Annotated in this window: 14 protein-coding genes; all 14 read right to left on the reverse strand. The window is 33.2% G+C overall.

Translation table 11 applies throughout. The features are described from left to right. Nucleotides 1–15: 15 nt before the first annotated feature. The 14 genes from ACYPV9_RS07250 to ACYPV9_RS07315 all read right to left on the reverse strand — a co-directional run bounded on the left by ACYPV9_RS07250 (nt 16) and on the right by ACYPV9_RS07315 (nt 22,485). Entirely contained in the window at nt 16–1,815 is a 1,800-nt protein-coding gene (locus tag ACYPV9_RS07250; protein WP_459742667.1) for an alkaline phosphatase, read from the reverse strand. A 5-nt stretch (nt 1,816–1,820) separates the two neighbouring features. Beyond that, nucleotides 1,821–2,921, reverse strand: a complete 1,101-nt coding sequence (locus tag ACYPV9_RS07255; protein WP_459742669.1) for an alkaline phosphatase — start codon at nt 2,919–2,921, stop codon at nt 1,821–1,823. Between the two features lie 76 nt (nt 2,922–2,997). Further along, a complete protein-coding gene (locus ACYPV9_RS07260; RefSeq protein WP_459742671.1) occupies nt 2,998–4,743 on the reverse strand; it encodes a RagB/SusD family nutrient uptake outer membrane protein in 1,746 nt (581 codons plus the stop codon). A 10-nt stretch (nt 4,744–4,753) separates the two neighbouring features. Beyond that, nucleotides 4,754–7,723: a SusC/RagA family TonB-linked outer membrane protein gene (locus tag ACYPV9_RS07265; RefSeq protein ID WP_077809932.1), complete on the reverse strand. Its 2,970-nt coding sequence runs from the start codon at nt 7,721–7,723 to the stop codon at nt 4,754–4,756. Between the two features lie 177 nt (nt 7,724–7,900). Further along, nucleotides 7,901–11,716, reverse strand: coding sequence for a two-component regulator propeller domain-containing protein (locus ACYPV9_RS07270; protein ID WP_459742674.1), 3,816 nt, complete (start codon nt 11,714–11,716; stop codon nt 7,901–7,903). A gap of 211 nt (nt 11,717–11,927) precedes the next feature. Continuing rightward, nucleotides 11,928–12,743: a purine-nucleoside phosphorylase gene (locus ACYPV9_RS07275; RefSeq protein ID WP_459742676.1), complete on the reverse strand. Its 816-nt coding sequence runs from the start codon at nt 12,741–12,743 to the stop codon at nt 11,928–11,930. Between the two features lie 20 nt (nt 12,744–12,763). After that, nucleotides 12,764–13,393, reverse strand: a complete 630-nt coding sequence (locus ACYPV9_RS07280; protein WP_459742678.1) for a TIGR04282 family arsenosugar biosynthesis glycosyltransferase — start codon at nt 13,391–13,393, stop codon at nt 12,764–12,766. After that, complete coding sequence (locus tag ACYPV9_RS07285; RefSeq protein WP_299064740.1) at nt 13,394–13,888, reverse strand: rhodanese-like domain-containing protein; 495 nt, start codon at nt 13,886–13,888, stop codon at nt 13,394–13,396. It abuts the gene before it with no gap. A gap of 78 nt (nt 13,889–13,966) precedes the next feature. Further along, the gene (arsM, locus tag ACYPV9_RS07290; RefSeq protein WP_459742680.1) at nt 13,967–14,935 is read right to left on the reverse strand and encodes an arsenosugar biosynthesis arsenite methyltransferase ArsM; all 969 of its coding nucleotides are present in this window, start codon (nt 14,933–14,935) and stop codon (nt 13,967–13,969) included. Between the two features lie 17 nt (nt 14,936–14,952). After that, nucleotides 14,953–15,780 (reverse strand): metallophosphoesterase family protein, encoded by an 828-nt coding sequence (locus ACYPV9_RS07295; protein WP_459742682.1) that lies wholly within the window; start codon nt 15,778–15,780, stop codon nt 14,953–14,955. Beyond that, complete coding sequence (locus tag ACYPV9_RS07300; protein ID WP_459742684.1) at nt 15,765–17,099, reverse strand: sodium:solute symporter family transporter; 1,335 nt, start codon at nt 17,097–17,099, stop codon at nt 15,765–15,767. The genes ACYPV9_RS07295 and ACYPV9_RS07300 overlap by 16 nt, the downstream gene beginning before the upstream one ends. A 3-nt stretch (nt 17,100–17,102) precedes the next feature. Further along, nucleotides 17,103–18,542 carry a SusD/RagB family nutrient-binding outer membrane lipoprotein gene (locus ACYPV9_RS07305; protein WP_459742685.1) on the reverse strand — a complete coding sequence of 480 codons (1,440 nt, stop codon included), beginning with the start codon at nt 18,540–18,542 and terminating at the stop codon, nt 17,103–17,105. Between the two features lie 9 nt (nt 18,543–18,551). Next, on the reverse strand, nt 18,552–21,746 hold the full coding sequence (locus tag ACYPV9_RS07310; protein WP_459742687.1) for a SusC/RagA family TonB-linked outer membrane protein: 3,195 nt from the start codon (nt 21,744–21,746) through the stop codon (nt 18,552–18,554). Nucleotides 21,747–21,801: 55 nt separating this feature from the next. Further along, nucleotides 21,802–22,485 (reverse strand): TIGR04282 family arsenosugar biosynthesis glycosyltransferase, encoded by a 684-nt coding sequence (locus ACYPV9_RS07315; RefSeq protein WP_459742689.1) that lies wholly within the window; start codon nt 22,483–22,485, stop codon nt 21,802–21,804. Nucleotides 22,486–22,488: the final 3 nt, after the last annotated feature.

Genomic DNA, 22,488 nt, shown 5'->3' on the forward strand with positions numbered 1-22,488 from the left:
TAGATAGTTTTTCTACTATTTCTTTAGAATTTTCATAATTTTATGAAACACTTCGTTGTTTTCATAAACACCCTGAAATTCATAAGACATCGGGCCATAAGCAAAAATAGGCACCATAATAGCTGTGTGGTCGTACGAAGCAAAATAACCTTCTATTTCATGTGTTTTTACATTACCCTGCGGGATGCTAAAGCCCGAAGTTTCGTGGTCTGCGGTAATAATTACCAAAGTATCTGGGTGAGTATCTGCAAACTTTAAAGCCTCTGTAATGGCTTTGTCAAAATCGATTGATTCAGCTAAAATACCTGCGGTATCATTTGCATGACCTGCATGGTCTATTTTGGCAGCTTCTATCATTAAAAAGAAGGGTTTGTTTTTTTTATGTAAAAAATCTAAACCTTTTTTTGTTGCGTTGGCAAGTAGGTTTCCTCTACCATTAATAATGGTTTTTAAACCATGTGCAGATGTAAATACACCTACTTTATCTGCAGTTGTATTTTCTAAATTTTCTAAAGAAGGCAAAATGGTAAAATTAGTAGTTAAAGAGGTGTTTTTAAAATTAGCACCGCCGCCACCAATAAACAAGTTTAGCTTGCTATTAATAAGGTGCTTAGAAATGATAGCATCATCAGACCTGTCGATGGCATGTGCATAAAAAGAAGCCGGTGTAGCCCCTATAATATTGTCTGTTGTTATGCAGGCCGTAGAAAAGTTAAAACTACTTAAAATTTCTGTAATATTCTGAATTGGTTTTCTAAAAGGATCTGTACCAATGGCTCTGTTATTTGTTTTGATACCCGTAGCCAACGCGGTACCTGCAGCAGCAGAATCTGTTGTAAAATCATCTGCAGCTTGTGTTTTTATAAAACCAATACTTTTTAGTTGTGTTAAAGACAATTTGCCATTATTTGCTAAAGTTGTGGCAGATATTTGAGCCAAACCATTGCCATCACCTATTAATAAAATAATGTTTTTTACAGGTAAATCTTTTTGATCTGCGCTGTAAGAGGGCTGGTATACTTTAGAAAATGTTGTAGAGGTAATAGCTCTATTTGGCAGAGTATTAAAGTAAGTGGCGCATAAAAAAGGTTTGTCTGTATTAATGATGTCTACGCCCATATCAGCCAAAGTTCTCCAGGCTCTTTTAGAATCTGGACTTGCCCAAAAACGAAAAGGCTTTTTTGTTTTCTTTGCTTTTGCTATGATGTTTTTAACTTTAGTGGCATCATCGTGCGTTAATCTTCCTTTACCGTTCCATGTAGAAAAAGGCTTAAAACTTAAACTCACCATTCCTATTTTATCCCATGCTTTTTTTGATACTTCTGTATCTAATTCTTGACAATCAAAATAAATATAAGAAGGGTAGGTGTTGTAGGTGTTTGAAGGGGGTCTATTACCAGAAATTACAATTTTGAGGTTGTTACTATTGTGTATGCTAGGATATTTTTCTAATACAGAAATTACTTTGTTTAATGTTGATACTGCTTCTGATTTGATATCTATTAAAAGTATAAGTTTCTTATCTTCTTGATACTTTAAATTTAAAACAGTTTTAAGAGGCTTTGCATACAGCGTTTCAAAAGTGTTTTTAGGTTGTATTTCTGATAGCGTATGCGCCACAAAAAGTTGTTTGTCTTTTAAAAATACATCAGCTTCAAAAGAGGTAGCTCCGTTAGAAAAAGCGTTCCAGAAAGGAACAGATTGTAAGTAATCATTATGAGAATGAATGATGGGTTTTTGTTGCCCAAAAAGCGAGCAATTCACTACAAAAGTAAGTAGGAATAAAACGCGTGTTATTGTAGAATAGTGGTTCATTATTTTTATTTATTGTGAATGGCTTTTAAAATTTTATGATAAATTTCATTGTTTTCATAAATGCCTTTAAAAAGTGGTGCGCCTGGTCCTTTTGCAAAAACAGGTATCAGCGTACCGCTATGTTGGTCATTGTTAAAATTGATAGAAACATTGGTAGTTTCTTCTTGTTTTTCGCCTGTTGCTTCATCAATAACATACGATTTACCAATACTTACGCCTCCTGTTTCATGGTCTGCAGTAACTACCAAAAGTGTGTTTGGGTGTTTTTTTATGTAGTTTAAAACAACCCCTAAAGTTTTATCAAAATCTAAAACTTCTTGCTTTAAAAGTTCGGCATCCATGGCGTGTCCGCCCCAATCGATATAAGAGCCTTCAATCATTAAAAAGAAAGGTTTCTCTTTTTCTGTTAAATAGTCTAAACCGAGTTGCGTAGCGTCTTGAAAAAAACTTTTTCTACCTTCTAATTTTGATGGCAAACCATCGTTTGCTAATAAATAACCATTTCTTTTGTGAATATTATAACGAGATAATTCTACAGAATCTAGTTGGTAATTTTTAGCTAGCAATGCCGCATACAAATCTTTTTTATCTTTTCTGCGCTTTAAGTATTTTAAACCACCACCGGCAAAAAAATCGATATTGGCATCGATAAGGTCTAAAGCAATTTCTTCGTGCGAATCTCTATCTTTTACATGGGCATAAAAAGCCCCAGGTGTAGCATGTGTTATTGGTGTTAAGCTTACCAAACCAGATTGATAACCTTTTTGTTGCAGGGTCTCTATTATGGTAGGAATAGGTAAACTGTCTTTAGAGACACCAATGGCTCTTTTGTATGTTTTTTCACCTGTTGCAAATGCAGTTGCACCTGCGGCAGAATCTGTTATTGTGTGGCTTGTACTTTGTGTTTTTATAAAACCGATTTCTTTAAATTGTTCGAAATTTGGTGTATTTTTTCCGAAATAAAATGCTGTAGAAACTTGGGCAAGCCCCATACCGTCTCCTATCATTAAAATAACATTTAAAGGTTTTTTAGATGTTTCTTTTTTACAACCTATGTACAAAATAGATAGCAAAACCAATAGTGTGTTTTTCAAAATGTTTTTCATGCTATACTTTTAGTGAATTTGATAAAAAAAGGGAGCTCTCTTATTAAGAAAAGCCCCCATACATCAAACATAAAATCTAATATCCTTTGTTTTGTTCTAAGTAACCCGGTGTGTTAGAAGCACCATCTATGGCAACTTGTGGTATTGGAAACAACCTGTTGTTTACATTGGTATCTGTTTTTTCTGTCCACGAATCTTCGTAATGACTAAAACGGATTTGGTTTGTTCTTCTTAAACCTTCCCAATAGAACTCAAAACCTAACTCTCTGTATAAAATATCTAAGTTGATACTGTTTAAAGCTGTTGGTAAAGGTGCACGTGCAGTTCTAGACATTCTTACAGTATTTACATCTGCTAGTGCAGCAGCATTGTCTCCTTTTCTTAATTGTGCTTCGGCACGCATCATGTAAATTTCTGCATAACGCATTAAGACTAAATCTACGCTGCTAAAGTTGTTTCCGTTAGGAGAGGTGCGGCTAAATTGGTATTTAGATACACGAAAACCTGTATGATGAGCTCTTCCTTCGTTAGTAAAATCTACTTTTTCTGTAAGATTTACATAAGCTACATTCTTATCTTTTCCGTTTCCTTTTATTTGTTTTACGGGGTAAATTCTGTATCCATCGCTACAAGTATAAAATGCACCATTTTCATCTTTTCTAGCAGCCCAAGGCACGCCTCTTAAAATACCTCTATCAATTTCGAAGTCTTTGGCAGCTACACAATAATAGTTATTCTCGTCATTTAAAGGAGATAAACCTGTAAGATCTGCTACACCGTTGGCTGCTTCTTGTGTGTTTTTTTGTAAAAACCTAGGGTCTGCATCTGCTGGGTCTACGCTACCATAAGCAGCTACCCAAGTTTGATAAAAGTCTGATGTAATTGCTGGCCCATCTGTACCATCTGCACTTAGGTGTTCTGGTCTTGGGTACATAGAACCAGGAATAGACCAATATGCCCAACGACTGTGTTCTCTTTTTAAGACACCACGTTGGTCTGAAGCAAATATCAATTCTGCATTGCTATTGTTATCATCATTAAACAAGTCGAAATATTCTGGCGATAAAGAAAATTGTCCTGAATTGATAATGTTATTGGTATACGTAATAACCTTATCCATATCTTCTGTGGTAAAGTTTGGTGTACCGTAAGGATCTCTATATACAGCAGCATTTAAGTGCAATCTTGCTAAAAATCCCCAAACCGCAGCTTGTGTCATTCTACCCGGGCCTTTATTATTATTTATAAGGTCTACAACAGATAACAATTCGCTTTCTATATAATCTACTGCCTCTTGATTTCTTAAGATTTCTGAATCTTTGCTAGACAATTCTTTTTTAAAGACCAAGCCCCAACTGTCTAATGTTAACATATTTAAATAGGCCCTTAACGCAATCATTTCATATAAAGCACCAGCCGCCTCTGTATTACCTGCATCTGCCAATGGTCTTAAAACTTCGATAGCACTTACGGTTCTAGAGATATTAATTGTTAGCTCTGTCCAAGCACTTTTAACCAAATCATTTGTTGGTGTAATAGAGTGTGTATGTGCAGCTAAAAACTTACCACCATCATACCAATCTGTACCACCTCTGTAAGGTAAAATAGCCTCGTCACTAGGTATCAATTGCAAACCATAGTAGTTTGTGTGCCTCCATGTCCAAGAAACTTGCCCGTAAGCTGGTGCAATAGCACCACTTATTGCTTCTGCTTGCCCGCTACCTGTTAAAGATTCATCTAAAACCTCTTCATTTAAATCGCTACAGCTATAGATACATAAGAAGCTGAATGCTAAAAGTGTACTTTTTATTATATTTTTCATTATTTTTTAATTAAAATTCTACGTTTAAGCTTAAAAGAATTGTTTTACTCTTTGGGTAACTAAAGTAATCGATACCAAAAGTTTGGATACCACCTAAAGGACTACCTGTATTAATTTCTGGGTCGAAACCGCTATAATCTGTTATTACAAATAGATTTTGACCTGTAACTGATAAGCGTAAATTTTTAATGCTTTCGCCAAAACCGATACTTTCTGGTGATAAATTATACCCAATTGTTGCATTGTTTAATCTTAAGAAACTACCATTTTCTAAATACCTTGTAGAAACTAGGTTAGAGTTTGTTGCAGCTTCGTTTAAAAACTCGATAGCTCTGTTTGTAGTGTTAAAAGAGTTGGCTAGGTTTCCTTTATTAAAAGAAGACATGGCTACATGGTTGTATATTTTGTTTCCGCCAGCACCATTAAAATTAAAACCTAAATCGAAGTTTTTGTAAGTAAAGTTTAAGTAAAAAGCATATACATAATCTGGTAGGGCATTACCAACTACAGTTCTGTCATCATCTAAAATTTCACCATCATTATTTGTGTCTCTAAATTGATTTAGACCATCTGCACCAATGCCTGTAAACTCTTGCATGTAAAAAGCACCAATAGATTCGCCATTTAAAACGCCGTTAATAGTAGCACCCGTTTGTCCTGCACCTCTTGCAGCCCCTGTAGTTAAAATTTTGTAAGGAGAGTTGTTTACTGTATTTTTTGTAAAAGAAATATTACCTCCAAAATTATAAGAAAAACGATCGTTTACATAGTCTTTATAATCTAAAGCGATTTCTACACCATTGTTTTCGATTTCCATATTCGGAATGTTGGTCCAGTAGGTAGAAACAGGAACAATAGGATCTGTAGGAGCAACTTCTAATAAGATGTTGTCTGTAACTTTATTAAAATAATCGATAGTACCTGTTAATTTGTAGTTAAGTAAACTAAAGTCTAAACCAATGTTGGTTTGTGTAGCAACTTCCCATTGAATATTTGGATTTGCCAAACGTGTAAAAATAGAACCGTAAGGGTATCCACTTAAATCTGTAGCACTACTATCTAAAGGGTATGTGTCGTTATTTGAGTTGCTTTCTGTATAACTTGCTTTGGTAATTTTAGATGGTATTTCTTGACTACCCGTTTGTCCCCAACTAGCTCTTAATTTTAAGTTGTTAATTGTAGTTGAATTCGCCAAAAAGTTTTCATTGCTAATATTCCAACCCAATGCAACAGAAGGAAAATATCCATATCTATTATTCTTACCAAATTTAGAAGAACCATCTGCACGCATTGTCGCTGTTACTAAGTATTTATCGTCGTAGGTATAATTAAGTCTTCCGAAGAAAGATTGTAACTCGTTTTTAGTTGCAAAAGCCGATTGCGTTGTTTGTTGATTTGCAGTTTCTAATTGATATCTTGGTTCTACACCATTGTCTGGAAAACCTTCTAAGAAAAATTGTTTTTGACTAACTTCTGTTTGCTGGTAAGTATGACCTGCTAAAAATGTAAAACTACTTTTATCACCATACAAATTGTAAGTTAGTGTGTTTTCTACAAGTGTATTACTATTTTTTGTAGTCGCCGTATTTACACTACCCAATGTTGTGTTGGTTTCTGTAGCATATGGTAAGTTTTGCACATCTCTTTCTGTGATAGAGTAGTCTACACCCATGTTTAACTTATAAGTTAACCCTTTTGTGATTTTATAAGAAGGTGCAATGTTTGCTAGAATACGATTGTTATTTGTATAGTCTCCGTAAAGAGATTCTGCAATAAATGGGTTTAAAATATCGTTGCTTAAATTTCCTTTTAACGTACCGTTTTCATAAGGTGTATCTGTAGGGTTTAAACTTAGCATATTACCAACAACAGCATTGGCATTTGGTCTTGTATTGTCTAATTTAGTAGCTGTTAGGTTAAAGGTTACGTTAAATTTATCGTTCATTGCTTTTTGTGATAAATTTAAACGACCAGAATAACGTTTTAAATTACTGTTTCTTAAGATTCCTTCTTGGTCATCTAAACCAATAGAAGCAGCGTAAGAAGAATTTTCTGTACCACCACTCATAGAAAAGTTAATGTTATTAGAAATGGCAGCTCTTGTAAGTTCTTTTTGCCAATCTGTGGCACCACCGCCATCTGCCAAAGTACCGTTTACGGCATTTACATTGGTTCTAAACTCATCAGCAGTAAAAACAGCTATTTTATTTGCAATAGTAGCAAAACCACTAGAAAGTGTTAGGTTTATTTTAGTTTTACCTTTCTTACCTTTTTTAGTAGTAATTACAATAACACCATTTGCAGCTCTAGAACCATAAATTGCTGCAGAAGATGCATCTTTTAAAACTTCTATACTTTCGATGTCTTGAGGATTGATAAAGTTTAATGGGTTAGAAGCAACACCATTATTGGTGTTGTCTAGAGCAAAACCATCTACAATGTAAAGAGGTGTTGTACCAGATCTTAAACTACCAACCCCTCTAATAATTACATCTTGTGTTGCACCTGGTTCACCACTATTAGATGATACATTTACACCGGCAACTTTACCTTGTAATAATTGCCCCGCATTGGCAACAACCCCTTTGTTAAAGTTTTCGCTTTTTACAGAAGATATTGCACCAGTAACGTCTGATCTTTTTTGAGAACCGTAACCAACAATTACAATTTCGTCTAAAGAACTAGAACTTTCTTTTAAAGTTACCTTTAAAACTTGATTGCCGATAAACGCTACTTCTTTTGTTTCATACCCTAAAGAAGAAAATACTAAAGTACCCGTTTGATTGTTTAGAGATAATTTAAAATTTCCGTCAAAATCTGTAGCAGTTCCTTTACTGTTATTTCCTTTAACAGTAATAGATACATTTGGTATGGGGAGGTTGTCTGTGTTGGAAACTACACTCCCTGTTACCTTTACTTGTGCACCGGTATATGCTATACACCCAAAGACAAGAATTAATAATAAGTAAAAATTTTTCATTTAAATTGTGTTTTTAGTTTTGATAAATGTAGTTGGGCAAAATGCCCGATAGGGGTATTATTGTTTCTAAGAGGGGTATAAATTGTTCAAATTGGTATAAAAAAGAAACAGATTGGGTGTAGTTTTGTTACAGTAACAATTCTCTAACATTTAGAAAATCCTACAGTAACAATACATTTAACAAAACTGTTGTTTAAATTCTTTAGGGCTTTTACCATAATGCTTCTTAAAAGCTTTTGCAAAATATTTGGGATCGTTATAACCGCACTCAAAACTTATTTCGGATATATTTAGTTTTTGCGTTTTTAACAACGCTTCTGCTTTTTGAAGTCTTAAAGACATGATTACATCTGAGGGCGATTGTTTTAAACGCTCTTTAAATAAACGATAACATTTTACCCTAGAGATATCTAAGGTATCTACCAACATTTCTACATTAAAAGTTGGATTGTGAATTTCACTTTTTATAATATGTAAACTCTTTTTTAAGAGCTTGTCATTTGCTGTTTGTAATTGTTCTTTATCCGTTAAAATATCAAATATTTGTTGTTGAAATTTATGGTCTAATGGTGCGTTGCTTTTTGTGTTTATTAAAGAGGCTATTTTTTTTTGTACAAACGAGGTACTTGCTGGTAGTTGAATGATAGTATCGATACCAAACTCAACAGACTGTTCTCTTAATTGTGTATTAAAATCTTCGGATATGTAGATAAGCGGAATTTTTCTGTTTTTAATTTCATCAGAATTTTTAAGAAAGTATAAGAGTTCTTTAGAAAAAGCAACATCATACAATACAATGCTATGTATTGTAAGTTGTTTTGTGGCTGCATTTAAATTGCTAGCAGTATTTTCGAATATTAAATTATAGTTGTTTTCTAATACTATTTGATGTGCAGCACTAGTGTTTTCTTTATCACAAAAAACCAATACATTTTTTTTATCTGAAGCGAGGTTGTCAAGTTCTTTAAAATGTTTCCAAGAGATGGTTTCTATTTGTGCATCATTCGTGTTAATTGCTGCTATGGGTATTTGTAATGATACTTTAAATGAATTTTCTAAGTTAAAGTTGTAAAATTGGCCATTTAAATCTTTTACTAAAGTTTGAAACGCTTTAAAATAAGGGCTATAATGCATTACACTATGCCAGCTATTTAATAGTAAACTACTGTTAGATGTAATTTGTATATTAAAATTACCTGCTATGTACTTAATTTGCAATTCTAATTGACTTCCTTTATCAGAATATTTTTGAATATCATTAAATAAATATTGAAGCATTAAACGAAAACGTAAAACATCTACTTCTACCCAATTTGGGGTTTTATTAATGTGAAAACTAAAATCTACTTTGTGCTGTTGCAATGCGTTTTCTAGTTTGTTAACACTGTTTTTTACGATGGGTAATAAATCTACTACCGAGGTTTTTATCGCACCAATATCTTTAATTTGACTTAAATAATTCCACTCAGAAATTACTGTGATTAGTTTGTTGGCTTGTGAAAGAATATTTTTTTTGTTTTCTGAATTTTCTGATAATTCGCTTGCTTTTTTTATGATATTAGAAACGGGTTCTTGAAATTCTGATAAAACAAAAGTTTTAAATTTTTCGATTTCAAAATCTTCGTTCTTCAATTGGTTGTGTAATTCTAATAACTTTTCTTTTTGAAGCAGTATTTTTTTATTCTTTTCATCGAGTTTAGAGTTGATGTCTTCTAAATCTTTTTTTTGATTTTCTATAACTTTGGTTCTTGCAATTATTTTTTCTTCTAATTTTTTCTGCTGTCTAACCGCAGCTTTATTTTTGATGTAAATAAATATGACGGCACTAATTAAAATGAGCGCAATTACTATTATAAAAAATAGCAAGGTTTGGTAAAAAGGTTTTTTAATTTCTAAATTAAAAAGTAGCTTGTGGTTGCTGTTTTTACCCTCTTTAACTAAAAAAGTATACTTGCCGGGTACAAGGTTGCTGTAGCTTATTTTATTATTAAGATTTAGTAGCACCCATTCTTTATCTTTTCCTTCTAATTTATAATAAATATTTTTTTCTACTTTTATAGGAAATCGAATGGGTATCAAATCAATATCTATGTGGTTTTGATTGTGTGTTTTTACAATGTTTTTTGTGTAGCTTTCATTGTAATCTACCCATAATTTAAGCTTTACTTCTGTGTTATTAAATTGAATATTATCAGGATTAAAATAGTTTAAGCCATTAATACCACCAAAATATAAATCGCCTTTCGCATCTTGATAATAGGCACCTTCAGAAAACTCAGAAACCTGCCAACCGCCCTTTGGATAGAAAGGTTTTACAGAAAAATTAGTTTTATTAATAATTGCAATGCCTTTGGTTGTACTTATCCAAACATCATTTTTATTGTTTAAAATACCATATACAAGCTGACTTGGTAAACCTTCTTTTTCAGTAATATTTTTAATAATACCTTTTTTCTTATCAAAAATGGTTAACCCACCTAAAGTTGCTACCCAATAATATTCTGTTTTTAAATCTTTATACACAGCGTAGGTACTGTTGCTTAAGATTCCGTTTTTAGTAGTAATAGTTTGTAGTTCGCCATTTTTTAAATCCAATAATTTTATATGGTTGCTACCAGAGGTAACGCTTTTATCTTCTTTATGAAAATTAGAAAGTCCTTTTTTAACAGGAATGGTTTGTAGTTTTTCTTTATACACATCAAACAATCGTAAGCCATTGTTTTCTGTCGCTAAGATTAATTCGTTGTCTATAAAACTTACATCTCTAACATGGTACTTTTCTAATAAATGTTGCCCTTTATAGCTTTCAAATTTATTTGTATTTAAATTAAATTTGGCAACACCACCCCAACACGCAATCCACAAGTGTTTGTTGGTGTCTTCGTAAATGCTATAATTTCTATTATTAGGAAAATTAGCGGTTTTTGTTGCATCATATAAAGTGTAATCTCCGTTTTTTTTTATTCTTATAATTCCGGCATAAGTTCCTGCCCATATGGTGCCATCAGAAGCTGTAAATAGTGTACGTATGCGTTTCCAATCTGGTTGCTCTTTAGCTTCTTTAATTGCAAATTTTTTATAATTTTTACTTTCAGCATTATAAGAATACAAGCCTTTTGTATAATATCCTAACCAGAGTTTGCCATGAATATCTTTGGTAATTGCGCGTAAAGTTTCGTTTGGGATATTAGGAGTTTCTATAGGATGTGGAGCTATAGAGAGAATTTTATCAGAATTTGTATAGGCCATACTTATACCACCATCTTTAGCACCCAACCAAATATTGCCAAATACATCTTCATGCAAGGTTTCTATCTCGTTACTATTAAAACTTGTAAGCGAATAAGGGTCTTTTAGATAGTTTTCTATATGGTATTTATTAGATTTATCTAGTTTATTTCTAATGATAAACAAACCATTTTTACGTGTAGCATACCAAATATTACCTGTTTTATCTTTTAAAATATCATTAATAACTAAGTTTGGATATTTAGTGAGTAAGATGTTTTTTAATCTTACATTTTTATCGTTAACGTAGTGTGTTGGTCTGTTTTTAAATTGCCCTTCAATAAATTCATAACAATTATTTTTTGTATAGATAATGATGTTTTCATTATTCGAAATTGAAATGTCTATCGGTTTTTCTTTAAAAGCGTAATTTTTAAACTTCTTATTACCGATGTATCTACTTACTTTAAAATCTTCGGTAAGAATCCAAATACGACCATTACCATCCTTTTTAATTTTAGATATAAAATTACCTGCAATAGTGGTTTTATCGTCGATATCATTTTTAAAAATTTTAAAGCTGTAGCCGTCAAAATAGTTCAAACCATCCCAAGTAGCTATCCATAAACCGCCATTATTGTCATTTTCGATATCTTTAACAGAATTGTTAGATAAGCCATTGTTAACAGAAAAGTTTTCGAATTTTACTTCTTGACCTAATGTTTGTAATAAAATAAAAAAAGTAAAGAAAGTGACTCTAGTCATGTTGTAAATTTAAACTTACAAGCATATAACTATAAGATTACTTAAACGTGAATAGTGTGTTAAGTAAAAGAAAAAAGAAAGGCTAAAAATTTTTTAAGTTGTAAAGTTTTAAAAAAAAAATAACATCTTACAGAAACAAAAAGAGCATATCTTTAGGTATGCCAAAGGGCGGCCTAAAGATATGCTCTTTTTTAAATTTTATAATATACGTTTACAATTCTTTCACCACTTCTTTAAAAAGGGCAATCATTTTTGGTTCTGCTTTACCAGCAATAGCAATAATTTCTGCAATATCTACAGGTTGTAAATTCTTAGGGTCACACTCGTCTGTTAATACAGAAATAGCTGCACATGGCAAGTTTAATTGTTTGGCAACAATTACTTCTGGTACGGTACTCATACCAACTGCATCGGCTTCTAAAATTTGTAACATTCTGTATTCTGCCCTCGTTTCTAATTGCGGACCAAGTACACTCGCATACATACCCTGGTGTAACTGTATAGTTTGTGCTTGTGCAATGTTTTTAATTTGGGTATTAATTTTTGTAGAATAAGGTTCTAGCATATCGGCAAAAATAGTACCAAAGGCATTTGCACCGTTAAAAGCTAATGGAGAACTACCTTGTAAATTGATGTGGTCTTCTATCAACATTAAATCGCCTTTTTTATAGTCTAGGTTAATAGCGCCTGCTGCATTAGAAATTAATAAATTCTGAATGCCCAAACCGTGCATAGTTCTAATTCCGTAAGTTACTTCCCATGGCGTATAACCTTCATATAAATGAAAACGACCTGCCATTACGATTACTTTTTTACCAGACAAATCACCATAAATTAACTTACCCGAGTGAAACTCTACAGTTGCAACCGGAAAGTTAGGGATGTCTGCATACGAAATTTCTTTTTCGATGGTAATTTCATCAACCAACTTACCCAAACCTGTACCTAAAACAATACCTATAGTAGGCTTGGTAATACCTTTTGCTTTTAAAAAATCGATGGTTTCTTGTAATTGTTGTTGTTTCATAATTTTAGTTTGGTCTGTTTTTATAATAAATGTTGAAAAGCAGGATGGTGTGCTATATCTTCATATACATCTACATCATTTAATTCGTGTAACAAATGTACTTTTTTATCTTGTAAATCTTTTAATGTTGCTGCTCTAACCGTTTCTGTACCCCAATCTTTATTTTGAAACACGTTTTCATGCAAACGATTCATCCCTAACAAATAATAACCACCATCTTCTGCAGGCCCAATAACTACATCATTAGTGTCTAATTGATGAAAAGCATGGTTTACCGTTTCTGGTGTTAAATCGTACAGATCGCTGCCAATAATTAAAACTTTGTCATAGCCCGCTTTAAAACCGTTATGAAAAGCATTTTGCATTCGGATACCTAAATCTTCGCCAATTTGTTGGTGTTTTTGAAAAATGCTAGCATCCCAAAGATCGTTTTCTCTAATTTTTACAGAATAATACACCGCTTTGTCTGCGTTTACTTGGCTTGCAATGGTTCTAGTTCTATCTAATAGAAACTTGTAAATTTCTAAAGCTTTTTGGTTACCAACCGTTTTAGCCAAACGTGTTTTTGCTTTTCCTAATTCTGGGTTTCTAGTAAAAACAAGCAATAGGTTTTTATGATTTTTAGTCATCTTTTTTATGCCTTTATTCATTTATTCGTAAACTTTTATTCCTTTATGCAGCCACTTGCCCCAATTTTTGCTGAAAGCATGTACTTTTTCTGTGGGATTGCCTAAGGTGTCTACTACCTTAAAATTGTTGTTTTTCCATTCGAAAATACCACCATATAAATTGTAAACATTGGTATACCCTTCTTTAATTAATTTGTGCGCAATGGTTTCTGAACGGATGCCTAAAGAACAATATACTACAATTTTAGCGTCTTTATCTTTGGGTAATTTTGTAAGTGTTTCTTCTAGTTGAAATTTATCGTATCCAACATAAATGGCTTTTTTTAAGTGGCTTACCTCAAATTCTGTTTTTTCTCTAGCATCTAATAAAATAGCATTGGTTTTTGGCAATGCTAAGGTTTCTACCGACATGTAAGGTACATTTCTAGTGTTCCATTTGTTTAATAGTTTGTCTAGTTTTTTTTGTGCAAATGCAGTGGAACTGATTACTAAAAATAGAATACAAAGTTTTTTCATTATTTGAGGTTTTATATCATTTTAATGCTTTTAAAAAATAGCAGCCAAAAGCTAAAAGCTAACGGCTAAAAGCTTCTATTAACAACAGCCACCGCCATCGTAGTGATAGGTAGATTCTGAAAAGAAAATATCATCTCTACCCAAAGCTTTTAATGCAGCAGCAGTTTTATCGCAAATTGCCAATGGTTGATTTTTTAATAAGGTATGGCCAGCACCATCGTCAAAAAAGTCTTCATCACCATAATAAATAGCAGCCTTACCCGTAAAAATACAAGGACCATCTGCTGGCATTGGGTCTTTAATTGCGGCAACTTCTATCGATTCTATATAAATTAGCTCATCTGTTGGATAGTTTTTAGGGTCTAAAATTCGATATGGCTTTCTCGCTCTAATTTCTATTGTTCCAAAGCCAGCATCTGTTAAGGCTTTTACATAATTTGCAATAGACAAACTTCCGCTTAAACATAAAGCACGTAAACGTTCATCATTACGTAACTCGTCATTCATTTCTTGCTCGCAAGTAGGGTCGCTCATTACCAATTTACCATGCGGTTTTAATACTCGGTACATTTCTGCAATGGCTTTCTTTAAATCATCTGATTTAAAAATATTGAACAAACAGTTTTGTGCAGCAACATCTATAGAATTATCTTCTACAGGCAAAGCCATGGCATCTCCTTTACGTAAATCTACAAAATCACTTCGAAACCAATCGTTTTGGACTTCTGCCTCTTTAAAATTTTTACGAGAAGCTTCTAACATTTCATCAACAACATCTAAACCAATAACACCACCTTTGTTTCTGTTAAAATATGCAAACTGTAGCAACTCCATACCACCACCAACACCAACGTACAACATTTTTGGATTGTTGGTTAAGTCTCTGGCATGCACTGTAGAACCACAACCGTAGTTCATTTCTTGCATAATTCTTGGTATTTTTAAACCAGGAAGTTCCCAAATAGGGTTGGTAGTACAACACAAACCAACATCTGGTGTTAGTGCCGCTTCTTTGTATACATTGTGTGTGGTTTCTAAATAGCTCATTTTTCTTTTTTTTTATGTTATAATTGAATTCCGAATCCTTGTAAACCTGTTTCTATCGCAGGTAATATTTCTGTATTATCCCAAATACCCGTAACAATAGTTCTAGCGTATTCTTCTGGAAGCAAACCGTTTTGCATTAATTTGCTTGTTAATTTATAATTATAATTTAAGGTGTGATGTGTAAAGTTAAAATTTTCTTTAGCATCGTTTATAATGGCATACCAAACACTTGGGTTGCCATCATTTGCGGGCATACCAATTACACCAGGATTTAACCATAGCTTGTCATCTTGTTGATCTTGAAATGGTAAACCACAATGGCCCGCAACAATTACATTGCTATTGGTAGCAGCAAAATTTGGTGCTTTTTTAGACCAATTGGTAGATTTGAATATAAATTCTGATACATTGAAATAAGAACCATGTACTACAGTAACTTTTTTTGAAGCATATTCAAACTGAATTGTGTTGGGTAATGTTTGTAAAAAATCTAAAGAGTTGCTAGATAATTTACTTTGTGCATACGGATACCAAAGTTGCGAAAAACCATCGCACCTAGAGCCTTCTCTAAAATCGCAACCACAATCGGCGGCATTTTCACGTAACTGCATTTCTACGTTGCCCACAATACTTTTTGCGCCCCATATTTTAAATAATTGCACTGTTTCTTCTGGTTGTGCACAATAGCCTACAATATCGCCTGTACAAATGCAATTTTCTGGTGAAATGCCTTCTTTTTCGGCAATTTGTTTTAAGGCTTCTAAAGCTTGCAGATTGCTATAAACACCACCAAAAAGGAGTGTTTTACCAGATAGTTTGCCTAAATTTTCTATTTTTTGATCCATGAAGGTATAAAGTATAAAAGAACACAACTTAAAATTCCCCAAAGATTTACCCAAAGTAAATCGGCGTATTTTCCTGTTGTAAATATGAGTGCTTCAGGAAAAATGTTAAATACTAGTAAGAATCCAAAGAGCAAGCCACAACATACACTTAGGTAGTAACTAATTTTAGGTACTTGAGTTTTCCAACAAATAAAAATAGGTGTCAAACCAATAACCATTGTACCCGATATGGTAGTTGCAGATAAGATTTCTGCATTTAAAAAAACAGGAATCGTACCTAAAACGGCTACAGTAATCATAGTTATTCTTCCAAAAGAAACCGACTTTCCTAAATTTAAATCGATGGCTAAAAGTTTAGAGAAAGAAGAAAATGTGGAGTCCAAAGTTGAGGCTGCAGAGGTAATCATTATAAAATTGATTACTAATAACAAAACAATACCCAAGGCTTTACCTACTTCTACAGCTGCTTGCCCAGACATTCCTTTTGTTTGTGCATACACTCCAATTAAACTAAATAAGACTATACAAATTGCACCTAAAAAACTGGCCCATAAAAAACTTTTACGCGTTACTTTTGGTGATGAAATAAAACCTCTATCAGTCAAAACCGGATCGTGAAACGGATAACTAAACGATTGTAATAAGGCCGCAAAAAAGAGGTTTAAACCCAATTCGAAACTCCAGGTACCAGAACTTATAATTTCTTCGGATGAAAAATCATCCGTAGTAAAAATTGTACCTAAGATAATTAGCAATAAAACCGAGAAAAGCACCATTTGAATAACGTCTGTAAAGATAGAACTGCTTAAACCACCTTTTAATGCGTAGGCAAGAGTTAACACAGTAAATACAATAATTGCAGTAAAATAAGGTGTGCTACCTTGTGCGCCAAAATAGCTACCAATAACCATGGTGTTGCTCCATACTTCATTAAAAAGGCGAAAAGCAATTAAAATCGAAAAGATTGCCATGGCTTTTTTACCAAATTTCGAAGTTAAAAATTGATGAATACTTGTATAGCCGCCAACGGTTCTTAATTGATAAATAATAATACCAGCAATGGCAAAAGAAAGGTAATAACCTGCATACGCAACACCACCAACCAAACCAAAAGCCAAACCTAAGTTGGCTGCATTGGTAATGCTTTTCGCAAAAATCCATGAAATAATTAAACTACCTGTTAATACAACTGTATTTGGTGCTTTCTTTTTATGAACTGCTTTAAAAAATTGCGAAGTTGTTTTTGCATACGGCGACAAAAAGAACAAGATAAGACTCGAACTAATGACCAATAACCATTGCCAATTTATTACATCCATACTTTATTCGTTCCACCAAACTTTAGCATCTAAACTATTACCGTTTGTAGCCGCTGCTGCTTTGTTATAATTTTCTGAATTTAAACTTGCTGCTTCTGCAGGATATGGCATTCTAACCGGAATTAAACCTGCATTTAAACTTGCAGAAACATCTTTTAATGCCGGAAAACCAGTACGTCTGTATTCTATCCAACCTTCATAACCATTTATTAAGGATGCAATCCATTTTTGGGTGATTATTTGGTTTAATGGAGAAGTACCAACAGCATTGTAATTTGCATTTGCTGATAAATAAGTTGCAGGTAAATCGGTGTTCCAAAACTCAAAAGCTTGCGTTACACCTGTATTGTACAACGTTTCTGCATCTGCATTGATCAATCCTTTTGCAGCGGCTTCTGCTAATAAAAAACTGGTTTCCCAAGCAGTCATAAAATTAGCGTCTAAACTAGATGTATCTTCTCTAAAAGCAGTACCAGCCAAAGAATAATCTGACAGAGCAACCGATGTAGAAGATGCATCAATACCATTTATTAAACCTTTATACTCATTACCCGTAGCATTTGCAAAGGGTCTAAAAAAAGTATTGATTCTTGTATCGTCTAAGTCCGTAAGAATCTCTTCCATCGTTTCAGAAAGTACAAAGTTGTTAAAATCTCCAACTCTTAATTGTGCCAATCTAAAACTGTTTGGTTCTGAATTTGTAAAGTCGAAAACAGCATTTTCTAAATTTGATTGAATGTAATTACCGTTATCGAACAAAGTTTGTAACTGCGCAGCAACATCAACTTTTGCAGAAATACGGATGAGGTATTTTATCTTTAAAGAGTTTGCAAACTGAATCCAACGGGCTAAATTACCGTTGTATATAATATCGCCTTCTAAAGGTATCGAACCTGTGTAATTATTTATTGCCGCAATTCCTTTATCAAGATTGTCTAAAATTCCGTTTTCATTCTGATAAATGTCTTCCTGTAAATCGTAAGCAGGTGTTACCGTTCCTTCGATTCCGTTGAAAGCCTCAAAATAAGGAACATCGCCAAATAAATCTGTCAATCCTGCGGCCATATATGCTTTTAATATTAAAGCAGGTCCTTCATAAACAGCAAAGGCAGGTGTTTCTTTGGCTTGTTTTAAAATGATTTCATTGTCTCGTAAATTGGTGTAAAAAATGCTCCAAGGATTACCACCTAATTGCGGACTTTTTAAATCGTGCCTATCAAACAAATTAAAATCTAAAGCGGTTCTGTGTTGTGCTAATAAATCTCCAGCAACAAAGCCCTCGTAACTCATGTTTTCGCCAAAATTGTACATTACTTGTCTTAAAAGTAAACTAGGTTGAACTGCCACGGGTGCATTGGGGTTGGTATTTATTTCTTCAAAATCTGTGGTGCAACTAGCAAAGAGTATTGCAAAAATTGCAAGGATGTATATGTGTTTTTTCATGATGTTTTCTTAAAAATTAAATCCTACTTTAAAACCGAAACTTCTGCTTGTAGCATAACTCATATCTTCTACACCGCTAACAAAACCGTTGCCTTGTACTGCCAATTGTTCTGGATCGAAATGTGGATTTTCTGTAATGACAAATAAGTTGTTACCGATAAAAGAAAAGTTTAGGGTAGAAGTGTCTTTTAAACCTAAAAAGCCCTCTGCTAAGTTTAATGTATAGCCAATAGAAAACTGACGGAGTTTTAAATAAGAAGCGTCGTACACATTATTTTCTTCGTGATTTCTATCATAATATTGTCTGTAATAACTTTCTGCAGAAACTGCAACAGTGTTTGGTTGGCCAGTATTTACATTAACACCTTGTGCCACAATACCTGCATCTGGTCTAAAAGAAGTTTCTGCCAATTGACCACCAACATTACCCAAAGCACTAGTTCTAGAAACTATTTCGCCACCTTGTCTCCAATCAAATAAGAAATTGGCATTCCAGTTTTTATATGCAAAACTATTGTTCCAGCCCAAAGTAAAATCAGGATTGTAGTTTCCTAATTTTATCAATTCATTATTGGCAATATAACGGCCGTTATCATCAATTAAAAACGCTCCATTTTCATTTTTCTGATACCCTGTGCCGTATAAATCACCCACTTGTCCGCCTTCTTCTACTTGAAACCAAACGGTTTGGTTGGCACTATTATAAATTCTACTATACGCCAATGTTAGTCTACCTTCGTCTTGGGGTAAATCTTTAATGGTAGATTTGTTTGTAGCAAAATTAAAAGTGGTATTCCATTTAAAATTGGCTGTTTTAATTGGTGTTCCTCCTAAAATAATTTCAATTCCTTTGGTGTTTACTTTTCCGCCATTAATTACCTGTTGGTTGTAACCAGAAGAAATGGCAATAGGTAAAGAAATAATTTGGTCTTTTGTGGTAGCGTTGTAATAGGTGAAATCAAAATTTAATCGATCTCTAAAAAAACGAATGTCTGCACCAATTTCATAAGACGTAGTTAATTCTGGCTTTAAGTTTGCGTTTGGTATAAAATCTTGATTACTAAAAGTAGGTTGCCCATTAAAAGTAGTTTGCGACACAAATGCACCAGCTGTTTGGTACGGATTGGTATCGTTACCAACTTGCGCAATACTTGCTCTTAATTTTGCAAACGAAATACTTTCTGGTAATTCTGTATAATTTGAAAGTATAAAACTAGAAGAAATAGAAGGATAAAAGAAAGAAGTACCGTCTACAGAAAAAGGAGTAGCCAATGCACTAGACCAATCATTTCTACCCGTAATATCTAAGTATAAATAGTTTTTGAAACCGAATTTTGCTATACCGTATAACGAATTAATTCTCTTTTTAGAATCAAACTGAAACACCTCGATAGGAGAGGCAGCATTGTTTAAACTAAATATACCAGGTTGTGCCAAATTGGTTGTTTGCGATTGTTTTGTTGACGCCGTTTGGTCTAATCTGTTACCACCAAAAGAGGCATCAAAAGTAAAATTACCAAAGGTGTTTTTGTAGTTTATTAAAAAATCTGTATTAATTTCTCGATAAAAAACATCGTGTTCTGCATAGGCTCCGTTTTTAAAACGATTAGAACTAAAGTTACGTTTAAATTGTCTTTTTTCTGATGAGTAATCCATTCCAGAACGTAAAGAAACACTTAAGTTATCTGTAAAATTATGGTTGATGGCTACATTACCTAAAACACGATCTCTGTTAAATGAATTGGTGTTTTCATGTAAAATAAAATATGGATTATCGAAATAGGTATAGTTAAAAGAATATTGTTGTACACCTTCTAAACCTGGTTGCCAGTAGTTTTTTAAACTATTGATGTTTAAAGAACGAGGTCCCCAAGCAACTAAAGAATAATTTACGTTTTCACTACCATAACCGTTGGCAGGTCTATTATCACTACTAGAGTTTACATAATTTACACTACTCGTTATTTTTGTTTTTTCTGTTGGACGAAACGTCATTTTTAACGCTGCCGTTTTTCGTTCTAAATTTACACCTGGGATGATAGATTCGCTATCTAAATCGGTTAAAGATAGTCTATAAGAACCCGTATCAAAAGTATTGGTAATGGCTACATTATTTACAGTTGTAACACCCGTTTGATAAAAGTCTTTTAAATTATTTGGGTTCGATTTAAATAAAGTAGGCGTTATATTTTCTGAAGAATACAGCGATGTATCTCCACCACGAACAACAGTTCCGTCTGCTAAGGTTACAGGCGAATCGAACTGAGCTATAAAATTACCAGCATCTAATCGAGGTCCCCAAGAATAGGTAATTAAATCGTTAGTACCACCACCTAAACCGTCTACATATTCAAAATTACCAGCGTTTCCTTGCCCATATTCATTTTGAAAATCTGGCAAACGAAAAGCACTATCAAAAGTAATAGAAGAGTTAATGCTTACGCCCAAACCTTTCTTTTTACTACCGTCTTTTGTCTTGATAACAATAACTCCGTTAGAAGCTCTTGTACCATACAATGCTGCGGCACTTGGCCCTTTTAAAACGGTAACAGATGCAATATCATCTGCATTTACTTCCATGGCACCATTACCGAAATCTATTTCTTGAAATCCAGCAGCGGCTTCATTGGTAAAATTAAAAACAGTATTGTTGTTAATTGGCGTTCCGTCTACCACAAAAAGTGGGTTGTTGTTAGAAAAAGAAGCTTCACCACGAATGGTAATTTTAGAAGAAGAACCAACGCCCGTTGCACCTTGCGATACTGTAACACCTGCTAATTTACCAGATAAGTTGTCTAAAAAGTTAGGTGTTTTTACTTCATTAATATCCTTTGATTTAATTTCTTGAACCACATAACCTAATTCTTTGGTTTGTCTGTTTACACCAAGTGCAGTAACTACAACTTCATTTAAACTTGTTGCAAGTTCTTCTAAAGCTACATCAATTGTAGTGTTATTATTGATAGCTACTTTTTTTGTTTGATAACCTAAATAGCTAAATGTTAAAAATTGGCTGTTTTTAAAAATGGTAATGGTGTAGTTACCATTTAAATCGGAGGTTGTTCCGTTGGTATTTGTCGCTTTAATGCTTACGTATGGCAATACTTCGCCAGAACTTTTATCTATAATAGTTCCTGTAATTTTTTGTTGTGCAAACCCAATGCTAGTAACCAGCATAAGTAAACACATAGTAATGTATTTCATCGAGTGAATTTTTGTGTAAAATAAGGTTGATTTGTATTGTTAAACAATACGAAAATTATAAGTACGCAAAAAATAGGGGAGAACCCTTGTTGTAGTTTTTGGTAAACGAAGAAGTTTGATGAAAAGAAAAATTGCTAAAAACAATAGGTTTAATTGCAATAATCGTTTTCTTTAAAAGTTTAAAAACATCTAAAGAAAGTGTTTTAAAACTTTCTAATATCGTTTTAACATCCTCTAGATTATCAAGATCTATTAACAACTCTAAAAAAGAGATTTGTTCTTTTTTAATCGTTGAAATAGTATCTATAGATGCTTGTAATTTATTGGTTTGCCAGGGTAGTTTTAAAAAGATTTCTTTGTTAAAATGAGCCTTTTTAATTCCCATTAAATAAAATCCACCATCTTTAGACGGCCCTATAACAAGTTGCTTATTAGCTAAAGATGTATTCGCTTCTAATAAATGCTTGGTTTTTAAATGCGGCGTATCATTACCAATGGTAATAACGTTATCAAATCCTTTTTTAAAAATAGAATCGATAGCATTGGTAAAACGTTCACCAAAAGAAATACCTATTTGTTCTTTTTCTGAAACAACAAAATAAGGAAGTTTCGATTTCTTAGCCTTTTTTAAAGTTTGTTTGTTTAAAGCACTAAAAATTTCTGTAGAAAGAAACTCTTTTCTCTCTACTTCTTTAGCTGCTGAATTTGCAAAAATTAATAAGGCGGTTTTTTGATTCATAGA

The sequence above is a fragment of the Polaribacter sp. OB-PA-B3 genome, assembly GCF_054589375.1.

What these genes read in the sequence shown, in the direction of transcription:
- ACYPV9_RS07250 (WP_459742667.1), bottom strand. Translation starts at nt 1,815, where the DNA reads ATGAACCACTATTCTACAATAACACGCGTTTTATTCCTACTTACTTTT.
- ACYPV9_RS07255 (WP_459742669.1), bottom strand. Translation starts at nt 2,921, where the DNA reads ATGAAAAACATTTTGAAAAACACACTATTGGTTTTGCTATCTATTTTG.
- ACYPV9_RS07260 (WP_459742671.1), bottom strand. Translation starts at nt 4,743, where the DNA reads ATGAAAAATATAATAAAAAGTACACTTTTAGCATTCAGCTTCTTATGT.
- ACYPV9_RS07265 (WP_077809932.1), bottom strand. Translation starts at nt 7,723, where the DNA reads ATGAAAAATTTTTACTTATTATTAATTCTTGTCTTTGGGTGTATAGCA.
- ACYPV9_RS07270 (WP_459742674.1), bottom strand. Translation starts at nt 11,716, where the DNA reads ATGACTAGAGTCACTTTCTTTACTTTTTTTATTTTATTACAAACATTA.
- ACYPV9_RS07275 (WP_459742676.1), bottom strand. Translation starts at nt 12,743, where the DNA reads ATGAAACAACAACAATTACAAGAAACCATCGATTTTTTAAAAGCAAAA.
- ACYPV9_RS07280 (WP_459742678.1), bottom strand. Translation starts at nt 13,393, where the DNA reads ATGAATAAAGGCATAAAAAAGATGACTAAAAATCATAAAAACCTATTG.
- ACYPV9_RS07285 (WP_299064740.1), bottom strand. Translation starts at nt 13,888, where the DNA reads ATGAAAAAACTTTGTATTCTATTTTTAGTAATCAGTTCCACTGCATTT.
- arsM (WP_459742680.1), bottom strand. Translation starts at nt 14,935, where the DNA reads ATGAGCTATTTAGAAACCACACACAATGTATACAAAGAAGCGGCACTA.
- ACYPV9_RS07295 (WP_459742682.1), bottom strand. Translation starts at nt 15,780, where the DNA reads ATGGATCAAAAAATAGAAAATTTAGGCAAACTATCTGGTAAAACACTC.
- ACYPV9_RS07300 (WP_459742684.1), bottom strand. Translation starts at nt 17,099, where the DNA reads ATGGATGTAATAAATTGGCAATGGTTATTGGTCATTAGTTCGAGTCTT.
- ACYPV9_RS07305 (WP_459742685.1), bottom strand. Translation starts at nt 18,542, where the DNA reads ATGAAAAAACACATATACATCCTTGCAATTTTTGCAATACTCTTTGCT.
- ACYPV9_RS07310 (WP_459742687.1), bottom strand. Translation starts at nt 21,746, where the DNA reads ATGAAATACATTACTATGTGTTTACTTATGCTGGTTACTAGCATTGGG.
- ACYPV9_RS07315 (WP_459742689.1), bottom strand. Translation starts at nt 22,485, where the DNA reads ATGAATCAAAAAACCGCCTTATTAATTTTTGCAAATTCAGCAGCTAAA.